General features: G+C 69.4%; 11 protein-coding genes and 2 pseudogenes. 6 read left to right on the forward strand and 7 right to left on the reverse strand.

Translation table 11 applies throughout. The features are described 5' to 3' along the window. Positions 1–7 precede the first annotated feature (7 nt). Entirely contained in the window at positions 8–1,204 is a 1,197-nt protein-coding gene (locus BG28_RS12730; RefSeq protein WP_036477541.1) for an N-acetylglucosamine-6-phosphate deacetylase, read from the forward strand. Positions 1,205–1,288: 84 nt separating this feature from the next. Here BG28_RS12730 and pheT read toward each other — a convergent pair whose 3' ends face one another. The 7 genes and pseudogenes from pheT to BG28_RS12765 form a co-directional block, all read right to left on the reverse strand. Next, entirely contained in the window at positions 1,289–3,844 is a 2,556-nt protein-coding gene (gene pheT / locus BG28_RS12735; RefSeq protein WP_036477544.1) for a phenylalanine--tRNA ligase subunit beta, read from the reverse strand. A 3-nt stretch (positions 3,845–3,847) separates the two neighbouring features. Further along, positions 3,848–4,896, reverse strand: a pseudogene (gene pheS / locus BG28_RS12740) (phenylalanine--tRNA ligase subunit alpha). A 50-nt stretch (positions 4,897–4,946) separates the two neighbouring features. Further along, entirely contained in the window at positions 4,947–5,990 is a 1,044-nt protein-coding gene (locus tag BG28_RS12745) for a hypothetical protein (protein ID WP_051501441.1), read from the reverse strand. 206 nt (positions 5,991–6,196) lie between these two features. Further along, the gene (locus BG28_RS12750; protein WP_084479724.1) at positions 6,197–7,984 is read right to left on the reverse strand and encodes a glycoside hydrolase family 13 protein; all 1,788 of its coding nucleotides are present in this window, start codon (positions 7,982–7,984) and stop codon (positions 6,197–6,199) included. Then, on the reverse strand, positions 7,981–8,901 hold the full coding sequence (locus tag BG28_RS12755; protein ID WP_036477546.1) for a carbohydrate ABC transporter permease: 921 nt from the start codon (positions 8,899–8,901) through the stop codon (positions 7,981–7,983). The genes BG28_RS12750 and BG28_RS12755 overlap by 4 nt, the downstream gene beginning before the upstream one ends. Next, positions 8,901–9,839: a carbohydrate ABC transporter permease gene (locus BG28_RS12760; protein WP_036477548.1), complete on the reverse strand. Its 939-nt coding sequence runs from the start codon at positions 9,837–9,839 to the stop codon at positions 8,901–8,903. Before BG28_RS12760 ends, BG28_RS12755 begins: the two co-directional genes overlap by 1 nt. A gap of 1 nt (position 9,840) precedes the next feature. After that, positions 9,841–11,118, reverse strand: coding sequence for an ABC transporter substrate-binding protein (locus tag BG28_RS12765; RefSeq protein ID WP_036477552.1), 1,278 nt, complete (start codon positions 11,116–11,118; stop codon positions 9,841–9,843). A gap of 128 nt (positions 11,119–11,246) precedes the next feature. Between BG28_RS12765 and BG28_RS12770 the strand changes: the two genes are divergently transcribed. The 5 genes and pseudogenes from BG28_RS12770 to BG28_RS12785 all read left to right on the forward strand — a co-directional run. Next, positions 11,247–12,479: an ROK family transcriptional regulator gene (locus BG28_RS12770; RefSeq protein WP_036477554.1), complete on the forward strand. Its 1,233-nt coding sequence runs from the start codon at positions 11,247–11,249 to the stop codon at positions 12,477–12,479. Positions 12,480–12,592: 113 nt separating this feature from the next. Further along, a pseudogene (locus BG28_RS16870) lies at positions 12,593–13,012 on the forward strand (hypothetical protein); the annotation flags it as partial. 79 nt (positions 13,013–13,091) lie between these two features. Then, positions 13,092–13,421: a hypothetical protein gene (locus tag BG28_RS16360; protein ID WP_235181108.1), complete on the forward strand. Its 330-nt coding sequence runs from the start codon at positions 13,092–13,094 to the stop codon at positions 13,419–13,421. After that, complete coding sequence (locus BG28_RS12780; RefSeq protein WP_051501442.1) at positions 13,421–14,554, forward strand: glycosyltransferase family 4 protein; 1,134 nt, start codon at positions 13,421–13,423, stop codon at positions 14,552–14,554. The genes BG28_RS16360 and BG28_RS12780 overlap by 1 nt, the downstream gene beginning before the upstream one ends. Continuing rightward, the coding region (locus tag BG28_RS12785) for a hypothetical protein (RefSeq protein WP_152539295.1) at positions 14,502–14,691 on the forward strand (190 nt) is incomplete at its 3' end. The genes BG28_RS12780 and BG28_RS12785, both read left to right, overlap by 53 nt.

Genomic DNA, 14,691 nt, shown 5'->3' on the forward strand with positions numbered 1-14,691 from the left:
GTCTCCTATGACCCAGCTGATCCTCGCCGAGGCGGCGCTGACCCCGGAGGGGGACCTCGGTCGGTATTGGCTGCGCCTGGCACAGGGACGCATCCTCGACGCCGGACACGGTCACCCGCCGGAGACCCCGGATCTGCACCTCACCGAGGGCGTGCTGGCACCCGGGTTCGTCGATGTCCACGCTCATGGCGGCGGCGGCGCGGCCTTCACGGAGGGCGCGGCTGCTGCCGGGACCGTCTTGACGGCCCACCGTCACCGCGGCACCACGACCATGCTCGCCTCCCTGGTCAGCGCGCCGATCCCGGCGCTGCTGGACCAGGCAGAGCGACTCCGGCCCCTGGTGGAGACCGGCGAGCTCGCCGGGATCCACCTTGAGGGGCCGTGGCTGAGCTGCGCCCATCGCGGCGCCCATGAGGCGTCTCTGCTCAGCGACCCCACTCCGGAGGCCGTCTCGGCCGTGCTGGAGCACCAGGCGGCTGAGCTGCTGCGCTATGTCACCCTCGCCCCGGAGCTGCCCGGCGCTCTCGAGGCCGTTGCGCGGCTGCAAGCCGCGGGACTGGTCGTGGGAGTCGGGCACACCGGCGCCGATGTCGCCCAGACCCGGGCCGCTCTGAGCGCCGGGGCCAGCGCCGCCACACATCTGTTCAACGCAATGTTGGGCCTGCATCACCGGGAACCGGGCCCACCTCTGGCACTGCTGGAAGACAGCACCGCCTTCCTGGAACTGATCAGCGATGGAGTGCATCTGGACCCGGAGATGGTCCGCTACGCCTGGCACTCGGCGGCCCGCAACGGCGGGCCGCGCCGGCTGGTCCTGGTCTCCGATGCGATGGCCGGCGCCGCCGCCCCGGAGGGCCGCTATGCCTTGGGGACGCTGAACGTGGACGTCGCAGACGGCGTCGCCCGTCTTCAGGCACCCGACGGCGCGCAAGGCGCGATCGCGGGCTCGGCGGTGACCCTGGCCGAGGCGGTGCGCCGGAGCATCCTCGACGCGGGCATCGCCCCGGGCGAGGCGCTGATGGCGGCCACCGCCAATCCTGCAGAGATGATCGGGCTCGCCGACGTCGGCAGGCTGCTCCCCGGCGGGCGCGCGGATCTGGTGCTGTTGGATCCGGCATGGCAGGTCAACAGCGTCATGCGCCGCGGTCGGTGGCTGGGAGAAGCTCCTGGACCTGGTCCACAGACCGATGCTCCGGCGGGCTGAACGCCCGCCAGAGCATCTTGGTGACGCCGCTCAGCGGCTGGCGCCGAGCTGAGTCGTCACCTCTGGACTGTCACCGCTGCAGTGTCACCTCTGCACGGCCCCGTGGCGCTGCTGTGCCAGGGCCACGGCCTCGGCGCGGGCCGCGGAGGCCTCCTCGGCGGTGAGCGTGCGGTCCTCGGCGCGGAAGCGCAGCCCGAAGGCCAGTGACTTGTGACCGGCCTCGATGTGCTCACCGGCGTACACGTCGAAGAGCTCGATGCTCTCCAGCAGCTCCCCCGCTCCTTCGACCAGAGTGGCCTCGAGCTCGGCTGCCGGCAGCTCCTGGGCCACGATCAGCGAGACGTCCTGGGTGGTGGGCGGGAAGGTCGAGATCGGCTCGGCGCTGATCTGCTCCGGGGACCCCTCGATGAGCACGGAGAGGTCCAGCTCCATCACCGAGGTCCGGGCGGGCAGGTCCAGCTCCTCGATGACCTTCGGGTGCAGCTCACCGGCATGACCGATCCGTGCTCCGTTGAACCGCAGCTCGGCCGTGCGTCCGGGGTGGAAGGCCTGGTGCTGGCCCTGGACCACCTCGAGGCGAACACGCAGCAGGTCAGCGACCTTCTGCGCCGCATCTACAGCGTCGGCCCAGTCCCGACGGCGTCCGGGCACACCGGGCAGCTCGGCCGACTCGGCTCCGCTGAGTGCGGCCGCGATGTGCAGCGGCTGATCCGGGATGCCGGCGTCGAGCCCGGCCAGAACCTCTTCCCCGGGGTAGGCCCCCAGCTCGGGGATGCTCGGCGAGCCGAGCTGGACCTTCGGGTGGAAGACCGAGCCGGCTTCGAAGAGCGCGACGTCGGTGAAGCCGCGCGAGACGTTGCGGCGCAGCGCCTCGAGCAGCCCGGGCAGCACCGTGGTGCGCAGCGCCGGGTGCTGGCTGGCGATCGGGTTGGCCAGGCGCAGCATCGGCATCGGCTTTCCGGTGTCCTCGGCCTGCCCGAAGCGGGTGTTCGCGGCCTCGGAGTAGAACGGGTAGCTGAGCACCTCGGTGAAGCCGGCGGCGGCCATGCCGGCATAGACGCCGCGTCGGCGCTGATGGGCGGTGGTGAGCCCGCGGCCGGCCGGTGGCACCGGGAGCCGGGAGGGGATCTTGTCGTAGCCGACGAGCCGGGCGATCTCTTCGACCAGGGCGGCGGGGATGGTCAGGTCCGGGCGCCAGCTCGGCGGGGTCACCAGCAGCTGTTCCCCCTCCTGGCCGACCTCGGCACCGATGGCGCCCAGTGTGGAGCTGATCTGCTCCTGCGTGTAGGCCACCCCGGTGAGCCTCTCCGGCAGCGCGGGGTCCAGCCGGATCGGCTGCGGTAGCGCGGCGGCACCGGCGTCGGTGACCTCGCGCGAGTCGGTTCCGCCGGCGAGCTGGACCAGCAGGTCCACCACGCGCTGGGCGGCGAGCGGGGGCAGCAGCGGGTCCACACCGCGTTCGAAGCGCTTGGACGCCTCGGAGGGCAGCTTGTGCCGGCGCTTGCTGCGGCTGACGCTGATCGGGTCGAAGTGAGCGGCCTCCACGATGACGGCCGAGGTGGTCGCGTCCACCTCGGTGCGCGCCCCGCCCATCACCCCGGCGATCCCGATGGGCCCGGACTGATCCGCGATCACCAGGTCCTCGGCGTCCAGCGTGCGGACCTTCTCGTCCAGGGTGGTGAGCTGCTCGCCGATCCGGGCGCGGCGGACCTCGATGCCGCCGTCGAGCTTGGCCGCGTCATAGCAGTGGTTGGGCTGACCCAGTTCGAGCATCACGTAGTTCGAGACGTCCACGGCGATGCTGATCGTGCGCATCCCGGCCAGGCGCAGCCGTGCCGCCATCCACGGCGGGGTGGGCGCCGTCGGGTTGATCCCGGTGACCTTGTGCGTGACGAACCGGCTGCAGCCCTGCACCCCGTAGATGGGGGTGTCATCGGTGAGGCTGACCTCGTGACCGGGTCGGGCGGCGTCGTCGTCGTCTTTCGTGGTGCTGATCTGGCCGGCGGGGTCGATGAACGGGGTCCCGGTGGCGTGGGAATACTCCCGGGCGATCCCGCGCAGCGAGAAGGCGTAGCCCCGGTCGGGGGTCACATTGATCTCCGCGGCGGAGTCGTAGAGGCCCAGCAGCTCCATGGCGTCGGTGCCCGGCTCCGGGTCGAGTCCCAGGCGCGAGAGCACCAGGATTCCGTCGTGGTCCTCGCCGATGCCGAGTTCGCGCACCGAGGCGATCATCCCGGCGGAGACGTGGCCGTAGGTCTTGCGCGCGGCGATCCGGAAGTCGCCGGGGAGCACGGCCCCGGGGAGGGTGACCACGACCTTGTCGCCGACCTCGAAGTTGTGCGCGCCGCAGACCACGCCCTGGATGCCCGAGGGGTCTATGCCCTCGTGGGTCAGGGTCTGGGCGGCGCCCTCGGGCACCACGCGGACCTGGCACCAGTTGATGGTCTTGCCGTTGGACTGTGGTTCGGGGATCTTCTCCAGCACCTCGCCGACGACGATCGGGCCGCTGAGCTCATCGGTGGGACGGTGCACGTCCTCCTCTTCGAGCCCGACCTGGACCAGCTCGGCCATCAGGTCCTCCGCGGTGCCCGAAGCAGGGAACTGGGTGTATTCACGAATCCAAGAAAGCGGAATGCGCATGTCTCAGACCTCCATTCCGAAGTGCTGGCTGAAGCGGATGTCGCCTTCGATCATGTCGCGCATATCGGGGACCCCGTTGCGGAACATCAGGGTGCGCTCGATGCCCATCCCGAAGGCGAATCCGGTGTACTCCTCCGGGTCCACTCCGGCGGCGCGCAGCACGGCGGGATTCATCATGCCGCAGCCGCCCCATTCCACCCAGCGCGGGCCGCCCTTGGCGTGGGCGTGCCAGACGTCGAGCTCCGCGGAGGGCTCGGTGAACGGGAAGTAGCTCGGGCGCAGCCGGATGGCGGCGTCGGGACCGAACATCTGCCGGGCGAAGTGCTCCAGGGTGCCCTTCAGATCAGCCATGGTCAGGCCCTTGTCCACCGCAAGGCCCTCGAACTGGTGGAACACCGGGGTGTGAGTGGCATCGAGCTCGTCGGTGCGAAAGGTCTTTCCAGGGCAGAGCACGTAGACCGGCAGCTCACGGTTGAGCAGCGAGCGGATCTGCACGGGGGAGGTGTGGGTGCGCAGCACCAGGTGCGCCTCCGGGGGCTCCACGAAGAAGGTGTCCTGCATCTCCCGGGAGGGATGGTCCGGGGCGATGTTCAGCGCATCGAAGTTGAACACTCGGACTCCACCTCGGGACCTTCGGCGATCTCCCAGCCCATGGCGATGAAGACGTCGGAGACCCGCTCCTGCAGCACCGAGAGCGGGTGCCGGGCACCGAGCGGACGACGACGCGGCGCGGCGGTGACGTCGACGGTCTCCTCCAGCAGGATCCGCTCCGCGTGCTCGACCTCGAGCACCTGGGTGCGCGCGGCGAGGGCCTTCTGCATCTTCCCGCGAGCGCCGCCGAGCAGCTTGCCGGCGGCGGCCTTCTCGGTCTTGTCCAACGAGCCGATCGCCCGGTTGGCCAGCACCAGCGGCGCCTTGTCTCCGGTGTGCGCGAGCCGTGCGGCCTTAAGCTCCTCGAGGTCTCCGGCTGCGGCGAAGGCGTCAACGGCCTGCTGCACAGCATGGTCGATGGCGGATTCATCCAGCGGATGCGGTGTTTCGGGCGTGGACATTCTGCTCCCGGGTCAGGTGGGTGGAAACAATCCCGGTCAGTTTATGCGGGTCACTGGTAGGACACGAACCACGGTTTGGGCTCGACCTGGAAGGTCTGCTCCGAGGTGAAGGTCGGCGAGTCCTCGTCGTAGAAGTTCTTCCAGCCGAGCCAGATGTCCTCGCTGAGGTCCTGCTGCAGGGTCTCATAGGTCTCGGTCTTCATCCCAGGTGTTCCGTGGCCGTCGGCGTGCAGCAGGAGGGCGAGCTCCTCGTGGGAGGTGTCGATGTCCTCACGGTCCGAGATCATGGAGTGCTTGAACTGGTGCAGCACCAGCATCTTCTGCGGAAGCTCGTGCTCTCGGGTCAGCTCCGCCAGCCAGTCGGAGACCTGATTGATCTCCTCGGCGCTGACCGAACCGATCTGTTCCATGTGTCGCTGACCCTCGCTGAGCCGCCACTCCGGGTCCAGCGCCAGACCGACGTGGGGCTGGGCGAGGAACTCCTCGTATTGCTGGGCCTGGTCCAGGAAGCTTGCGTGGCCCGGCTGCAGGTCGAGCACCACGTAGATGTCCTCCTCCGCGGCCAGGTCCACCCAGGGCTCGATGAGCTCCGGGTCCAGGGCGTTGGTGTAGTTCCCGTCCACGCCAGGCTCGGTGATCGCGATCGAGGTGATGATCTCGAAGGCCGGCTGGACCGGCTCCTCAGAGTGTTCCTGGTACTGCTCGGCGTAGAACTTCACCCGCTCGGCGGCCTCCTGGGGGGTGCCCTCGCCGAGGACTCCGAGCGCGGGGATGCCGGGCGCGCCGTAGGCGGCGAGGAAGCGCCGGTCCGGGAAGAGCGTGTCGCCTCCGCCCGGGAGCTCGGCGGGCTCAGCCTCGGGCTCGGCCTCGGGCTCCTCCCCGTCAGCTGAGCCTTCAGCATCGGATGAGTCCTCCCCCGCAGCTGACTCTTCGGCGTCGCCATCACCTTCCGGGGTGGCGCCGGGCTGTTCCGCGGCGGCGTCCTGAGGAGCCTCGGCGCTTGCGCCGCAGGCTGGCAGGGTCACGGCGAGGAACATGGCGCTGAGCAGGAGTCCCGGGCGCTGGGTCTGGGAGGTCGGGGCGGGGCTGTCCATGGCGTTCACGCTACCGGTGAACCACAGCGACCCTGGAATCGGGCTGTATTCGGGACTACCCAAGCGCCCAGTCAGGTTCGTCGCATCCCTATGCCATGTCCCATGGCTATGCACGGAAATAGCGATGGGACATGGCATGAGGATGCGACAGATGCTCCGGGGAGCCTGCGAGGGCACGGACGGGGCGTCCGGAGGGCCGGGACGAATCAGTGCTCGCGCAGCCAGACCGTGGTCTCCCCCGGCAGCACCTCCGAGTTCAGCGGCTGCGAGCTGACCAGCACCTCTCCGGCGGGCAGCGGGACGGCCTGCTCACCGAAGTTGGTCACGCAGATCCACCCCCCGGGACGGCGGAAGGCCAGCACCTCGGTGGTGGAATCTCCGGCTCCGGGCAGCTCGATCCACTCCAGGGTGTCCTCGCCCTGAAGCTCGCGACGCAGCCGCAGCGCACGACGGTAGAGGTTCAGCGTCGAGTCTTGCGCCGCGTCCTGCGCCTGCACGCTGTAGCGGGAGAACCACTCGGGCTGCGGCAGGTGCGCCTCGGCCTCGCCGAACCCGAAGCTCTGCCCGGCGCTGGACCAGGGCAGCGGGACCCGGCAGCCGTCACGGCCCACGCTGAGCCCGGGGCTGCGGAAGAACGTCGGGTCCTGCCGGTCGGCGTCGGGGATCTCGGCGACCTCGTGCAGACCCAGCTCCTCGCCCTGATAGAGGTAGGCGCTGCCGGGCAGGGCGAGTTCGAACAGCGAGGCGGCACGGGCCTTGCGCAGCCCGCTCTCGGCCTGCAGCTCCGGGGTGGCGCCGGCGGTGAGCAGCCAGTTGGTCCCTGCCTTCTCCTCACCCGAGGCCTTGGCCGGGAGCCCGTAGCGGGTGGCGTGGCGGACCACGTCGTGATTCGAGAGCACCCAGGTGCTGGAGGACCCGGACTTCGCGGCCAGCTCCAGGTTGAAGGTCACCGTCTCGCGGAACTGGGCGGCGTCGAAGCCGGCCTCGAGCAGATCGAAGTTGAACGCCTGGCCCAGGCCCTCGGCGGAGGCGTACTTCGGCCGCCGAGCGGAATCCACCCAGGCCTCGGCCACGCCGATCTTCGGCGGGTCGTATTCGTTGAAGACCCCGCGCCATTCGCGGTAGATCTCATGGACCTCATCGCGGTCCCAGATGGGGTGGGCCCCGTCCTTCGGCGTCGCGTCCAGCTCGGCCTGGCTCGGCAGGTTCGCCGGCAGGTCCTTGGAGAGTCCATGGGCGACGTCGACCCGGAACCCGTCCACGCCCCGGTCGGACCAGAAGCGCAGGGTCTGCAGGAAGTCCTCGTGGACCTCGCGGTTGTGCCAGTTCAGGTCGGGCTGCTCCTTGGCGAAGCTGTGCAGGAACCACTGGCCCGGTGTCCCATCGGGTTCGGTGATCCGGGTCCAGGCGGGTCCTCCGAAGATCGAGGTCCAGTCCGAGGGCGGCAGCTCTCCCGCCTCACCGGCGCCGTCGCGGAAGATATAGCGATCCCGAGCGGCCGAGCCCTTGGGCGAGCGCAGCGCCTCGACGAACCATTCGTGGCGGTCCGAGGTGTGATTGGGCACGATGTCCACGATCAGCCGGATCCCTGCGCCGTGCAGCGCGGCGATCATGGCGTCGAAGTCCTCCAGCGTGCCGATCTTGGGGTCGACGTCGCGGTAGTCGTCCACGTCGTAGCCGCCGTCGGCCAGCGCCGAGGGGTAGAAGGGGCTGAGCCAGACGGCGTCGACCCCGAGGTCCTGCAGGTAGTCCACCCGCTCGGTGATCCCGCGCAGATCGCCGATGCCGTTGCCATCGGCGTCGGCGAAGGAGCGCGGGTAGATCTGATAGACCGCGGCCTGGCGCCACCAGTGGGGGTCGGTGCCGAGTCCGGAAGCCGTGGTCGGGGCTGCTGCGGTGGTGGTGGATGACAAGGGTTTCTCGTCCTTTCGCTGTTGCGGGTGGGTCTCGGGTTCGTGCTTCTCGGAGCCTGCTTCCAGGCCCGAGCCGATCATTTGACGGCGCCCTGGGTGAGTCCGGAGAGCACCCAGCGCTGGGAGATCACATAGGCGATGATCGCCGGTGCCATCGCCATCAGGTAGGAGGCGAAGGAGACGTGGTAATTATTGCTGAACTGGGTCTGGAAGATCTCCTGGATCACTGGCAGCGTCTGCAGCGAAGGGTCCGCGATGATCAGTGAGGGCATCATGAAGTCGTTCCAGGATTTCAGGAACGCGAAGATCCCGACCGTGGCGCTCATCGGGGCCATCAGCGGGAAGACGATCCGCCAGAAGGCTCCTGCGGTGGAGGCGCCGTCCATCCGGGCGGACTCCTCCAGCTCCGCGGGAAGCGAGCGCAGGAACGCGGTGAAGAGCAGCGTGCTGAACGAGATCTGGAACATGATGTGCAGCAGCGCGACGCCCAGCGGGTTCGCCAGCTCGACCATGCCGGTGAGCTTGACCTGGGAGAGCGCGAGCACCGGGAACGGCAGGAACATCGCCGCGAGCAGGTAGTAGAACGCCCAGCGGTAGGCCTTCTTCTCCCAGTTTCGGGAGATCGCGTAGGAGGCCATCGCGCTGAGCAGGATCGTGCCGATCACCGTGGCCAGAGTGATCAGGATCGAGATCGTGAAGGCGCGGGGGAAGTCGGTCAGCGCCCAGGCGGTGGAGAAGCCCTCCACGCTGAACGGGGCCGGCAGCGCGAAGGCTTCGCCTTCCACTGCCTGCTCTCCGGTCTTGAACGCCATCGAGATGGTGACGTAGAAGGGCAGGATCACGGTGAGCGCGCCGAGCATCAGCAGCACCGTGGTGCCCCAGCGGTGCCGGTCGGAGCGTCGCGAGGTCGGCAGCGCGGCGCGCCGAGAGTTGTCTGTGGAGCGGCGCGGGGTGGTGCTGGCGGCGCCGCCGGGAATGGTGGTGGTGGGCAGGGTCATCAGATTCTCGCGTTTCCTCGGGTCAGGCGCAGCTGGATGAGTGCGATGGTCAGCGTGATCAGGAAGAAGATCGTGGAGTTCGCCATCTGATAGGCGTAGTCGCCGTTGTCGAAGCCGGAGAAGATCGTCATCGCCACCGAGCGGGTGGAGGTGCCCGGGCCGCCGTCGGTCAGACCCACGATGATCTCGTAGGTGCCCAGGAAGTCCTTGAACCCGATGATCACGTTGATCAGCACGAATCCTGAGATCAGAGGCAGGGTGATGCTGCGCAGCTGCTTCCAGGCGGAGGCCCCGTCGATGGCGGAGGCCTCGTAGACGTCCCGCGGCACGGTCATGAGCCCGGCGATGTAGATCAGCATGGCCTGCGGGACCGCCTGCCAGGCGGTCACCAGCACGATCGAGATCCAGGCCAGGTCCGGATCCGCGAGGATCGACTCCTCAAGGACTCCGAGCTGCAGCGCCTGGGCGGTGGCAGGGACCGTATTGGCGAAGATGAACTGGAAGACGAAGGCGATGATGATCCCGGAGACCACCATCGGCATCACGAAGATCGTGCGCAGCGCGGTCTTCGCCCGGATCTTCGAGGTGAGTCCGATGGCGAGGGTCAGAGCGACCACGTTGACCAGTATCACCGTGCACAGCGCCACTCCGATGGTGAATCCGTAGGAGGACAGGATCGCCGGGTCGCTGAACATCACCAGGTAGTTGTTGAGTCCGACGAAGTTGAACTCCCCGAAGCCCACCGAGTCGGTGAAGCTGTAGAAGATGCCCATCGCGGCCGGCATGGTGATGCTCAGCGTGAACAGCACCAGGGTGGGCAGCAGGAACCAGAGGTAGACGCGATCCGTGCGGGGCCGACGTCGAGGGGCGGGTCGGGACCTGGGGCTGACCCCGGTGGGGGCCTCCGCGGTCCGCGGCGGGGTGGTGGCAGTGGTCATGTCAGGCCTCGGTCTCTGAGCGTCGAGCCAGTCGGGCCCAGTCCTCGTCGAGAGTCCGCAGCGTTGCTTCCAGACTCTGACCGGTGACTATTCCCTGGGCGTAGTTCTCGAACGGGATGGTGCGCGGGATGGCCTGGGACACTCCCTGGTAGAAGGCGGCGCGGTCCACGAAGCCCTGCAGGTCCTGCAGCCGGGCATCCTGCACCGCGGGGGCATCCTCGCGGACCCCGAAGGCGAGGTTGTCCTGGTTATAGGCGTCGGCGATCTCTGGGGTGATCAGGTAGCGAAGCAGCTCCCGCGCGGGTTCCTGGGCGTTGGATGCCTCGGGCACCCAGAGGGCGAGGTCGAGGTTGACCCGGACCTTCAGATCCTCGGGGTCCTCGGTCATCGGCAGCGGGAAGATCCCGATCCGCGCATCGGGGTTGATCGTGGCGATCTCGCCCAGTGCCCAGGGGCCCTGCAGGTACATCGCGGCATCGCCGCGGGCGAAGCCGACATTGCCGTCTCCGTAGCCTCTGCTGGCGGCACCGGGCTGGGAGAACGCCGCGATCTCGAGCATCTGTTCCAGGGGTTCGCGCAGGGTGCGGGAGAACGAGACCGGCGCATCGGGGCCGGCGTCGGCGCCCTGGGCGCGCAGCTGCTCGAAGAACTCGGCGACGTCGAGCCTGCCTCCCACGCTGTAGTCGACCAAGCCCTGCGCCACGGTCCAGGGATCGGCGTAGGTGGAGTAGATCGGGGTCACCCCGGCGTCCTCAAGCGCGCCGCAGACCTCGAGGAACTCGGAGTAGGTGGTGGGGATCGACAGGTCGTGCTCGGCGAAGATCTCCTCGTTGTAGAGCACCGCGGCGGCCATCATCGAGTACGGGATCACGCTGGTGCGCCCGGGATAGGTCGGGTACTGGTCGATCAGATCCTGGATGCTCGGAGCGATCCGAGCCTCGCCGGCGAGATCTGCAAGGTCGGAGAAGGCACCGCGTTCTTGGAAGCGGACGATCTCGTAGTTGTAGTTCAGACAGCCCAGGTCTGGCGGGTTGCCGCGGGCGAACCCTGCAGAAAGCCCTGAGGAGGTGTCGTGGACCGCCCGCACGCCCGAGGCCTGCTGGTTGAAGTCCTGCACCAGGCCTCCGAAATACGGGATCGCTTCGGGCTTCGACTGATGGAACGAGACCTCTGGGACGCCGCGGCCGGTGGCGCAGCCGCTGAGTCCAGCGGCGAGAGCTGCCCCGGCCAGGCCGCCGAGAAAGGCCCGCCGCGAGGGTGTGGGTGGAGCGTGGCTCACCGGATCCCCCTTCTGTGAGCTGGAACACTAAAACTTCATGTCCGGACTAAATATAGAGTCTTAATATAAGCAATGCAATAATGACTGTGAATTCTCTTTGCGGCATCTCAGACCGGAAGCAGGCCCCCATGAGTCAGACGCCTTCCCCTGGCCCGGCCGGCTCTTCCCAGCTGATCCGGCAGCTCAATGCGCAGCGTGTGCTGGGCTGCATGTGGGGCCGCGAGCCCAGCACCGCCACGGAGCTGATGCACGCCACCGGACTCACCCGCGCCACGGTCCTGACCCTGTGCCGAGACCTCACCGAACAGGGCTGGCTGCAGGTCTCGGAGAACTCCCGGCAGGCCGGTCAGTACACCAAGGGGCGCCCTGCGCTGCGGTATGCCTTCCGCGAGGACGCCTGCCATGTCATCGGCGTGGACGCCGGCCTGCACCAGGTCACCGCGGCCGTGGCGAATCTGCGCGGCGTCGAGATCGGCTGCGCCACTCGACCCTCGAATCCGGAGGGATCCGAGGCTCCGCTGCAGCCGGCCCCAGAACGACGACGCACGATCCTGGACACGATCGACGCTGCCCTGGCACAAGCCGATCTCACCCACGCCGACGTCGCCTGCCTGGTCATCGCGGTGCCAGCGCCGGTGGACTCTTCGGGAGACTCCCCCAAGGGACTCAACGCGTTCTGGGGCCTGATGAACCCCGAGCTGATCAGCCTGGGGGCCGAGCACGGCTGGGACTGCGCAGTGGACAACGACGCCAATCTCGCCGCGCTCGCGGAGTTGGACCTGGGGTCAGGCGCCGCGGAGGACTCCTTCGCCGTGATCCTCTCCGGGGAGCGCCTGGGCGCCGGACTCGTGATGGATGGGTCCCTGCTGCACCAGTCCCGCGGCGGCATCGGCGAGCTCGGCATGTTGGACCTGGTCCAGGGCGTCGAGTCCTCCAACGGCCTGGGCTGGTGGGCGCGGCACCTCGCCCGGGAGGCCCTGAAGCAGGCTCCGGGGCATGCGGGTCCGCTCGGTGCGGTGACCCCCGAGGAGGTCACCAGCGAACACGTCTTCGCGGCGGCCGAACAGGGAGATCTACTGGCCCTGGAGGTCATCGACCAGCTCGCGGACCGGTTGGCGCGGATCTGCGTGGTGCTCGCCGGACTGCTGGACCTGGATCGCATCCTGGTCTCCGGGGCGATCGCTCCGGCGCTGACCGATGTGGCTGCCCGCGCAAAGCACAAGCTCGCCCAGTACCTCTATGCTCCGTGGCTGCGGATCGAGGCCTCAGCACTCGGTGCCGACGCAGTCAGGCGTGGAGCGATCCGCCTGGCCGTGGATCGGATCAAGGACCAGGCGCTGCCCGGCGCCCCTGGGGCTTGAGCCCGGCGGCCCTGCGACATGCGCGTGGCGGCCCTGGGGCTTGAGCCATGCGGCCCTGGGGCTTGGGCCCGGCGGCCCTGCAGGTGAGGCGAATCCCGGCTAGATTATCTGCCATGGACACGACAGGGCGCGACCCCGATCAGCACCGGGACGCGACCCCCGAGCAGGGCCCTCCGGCAGCCGAAGCACCAGAGGGTGGAGCTCCCGTCGGCGCGCCGGTGGGCGGAACCAGCCGTGGCCGGGCAGCCCGGGACGCCATCATCCTGATCCTCGCCCCCGGGGCGGTGGCGCTGGCCCTGGCACTGACTCTGGCTCCGGATGCGGGAATCGGCCTGCTGATCATCGCGGCCGCGCTCATCGCCCCGGTCGTGGCAGCAGTCTCGCTGCTGCGGCGTCGACCCCGGGTCGTGACCACCGCTGACCGGGTGACCCTGCTGCGCGTGGGACTGGTCGGGGTGCTCGCGGGCGCCGCGGTGCTGATCCTCGTCGAGGCGATCCCCTCGCGCAGCTGGGCCCTGGCGATCCTCGCCGGAGTCGCGCTGCTGCTCGATGCCGTGGATGGCTGGGTGGCCCGGCACACGCACAGTTCCACCCCCTCGGCGCCGGCTGGACATGGAGGCCGATGCGGCCGCGCTGCTCGTGGTCTCACTCATCGCGGCGAGCACCGTGGGCTGGTGGGCGGTGGCGATCGGGGCGATGCGCTACCTCTTCGTGGCCGCCTCCCGCGTGCGCCCGGCGCTTCGCGGGCAGCTGCGCTACAGCCTGTTCCGACGCACGGTAGCCGCGATCCAGGCCTCGGTGCTGTGGGTCGCGCTGCTGCCGATCACCCCCGTCCCGTTCGCCGTGGCCGTCACCGGAATCGCCCTGACCCTGCTGGTCATCTCCTTCACCCGCGATGCGATCGTGCTGGAACGTTCGACGCAGACCGAGACGCGGCGCTGATGGCGCAGCTCGCCTTCATCGTGCCCGCCGATCTTCCCGGACCCAGCGGCGGGCTGACCTATAACCACCGGGTGCTCGCGCAGTGGCGGGCCATGGGGCTCGAGGTCGAGGAGATCGCGGTCCCGGGCGCCTGGCCGAACCCCTCCCCCGCGGATCGCCAGGTGCTGGCCCATCACCTGGCCCAGCACCGGCAGGTGCTGCTCGACGGGATCATCGGCTCTGCGGCCCCTCAGGAGCTCCGCACCGCCGCCGCCTCGGGTGCGCAGATCTCGGTGCTGGTCCACCTGCCGCTGCCCGCAGAGTCCGGGCTGAGCCCCGAGGAGGCGCAGCGACTCACGCTCAGCGAGCGTGCCGCGTTGGGCGCCGCGCACTCGATCGTGTGCACCAGCGCCTGGGCTCGCGATGACCTGCGGGCGCGCTACGGACACCCCAGGGTTGCCGTCGCGGAGCCCGGCGTGGACCGTGCTGCGCTTGCCCCCGGCGGCGCCGCGCCACGGCTGCTCTTCCTCGGGGCGGTGACGCCCCGGAAGAATCCCCTGGGCCTGCTGGGTGCCCTCGCACAGCTCTCGGAGCCGACAGGGCACCCCGAGCCGACAGGGTCTCCCGAGCCGCAGTGGAGCGCGGTGATCGCCGGACCCGAAGGTCAGGATCCCGCCTATGCCGCGGCGGTCCGAGCCGCTGCGGCCGAGCAGCCCCACGGACGCGTCTCGGTGATCGGGGCCGCCGCCGGAACGCAGCTGGAGACCCTGTGGGCGGAGACGGATCTCCTGGTGCTGCCCTCCCTGGCCGAGACCTACGGGATGGTGGTCACCGAGGCGCTCGCCCATGGGATACCCGCGCTGGTCGGCGCCGGCACCGGAGCCCAGGACGCTCTGCGTGGAGACCCGGCCGGATCCCGCGCCGAACTGCCCACGCCCGGGGCGGCATTGGATCCGCAGGACCTCCGCGCCTGGTCGACGCTGCTGCGCGCCTGGCTCAGCGATGCGTCGCTGCGGCAGCATGGCGCGACGCCGCGCAGGCCCACCGGGCTAGACTTCGGACATGGTCACACGCAGCGCAGGATCTCAGGACAGCGATCGAATGGTGACCCGACCGGTCCCCGCCGACTGGCTGGGCCAGCGCCGCCGCGCTGATCACCACGCCCGCGAGAAGGCGACCCCGCTGATCGAGACGCTGCTCATGCGACTCCACGAGCTGCTTCCGGCCAGCGCGGAGCAGCCCGGCGCAGCGCCCGACGGCGCGGCCGCCCAGGAGTCCGCCTCGGCATCCG

This window comes from Nesterenkonia sp. AN1 (assembly GCF_000582475.1).
In the GTDB taxonomy this organism is placed as follows: Bacteria; Actinomycetota; Actinomycetes; order Actinomycetales; family Micrococcaceae; genus Nesterenkonia; species Nesterenkonia aurantiaca.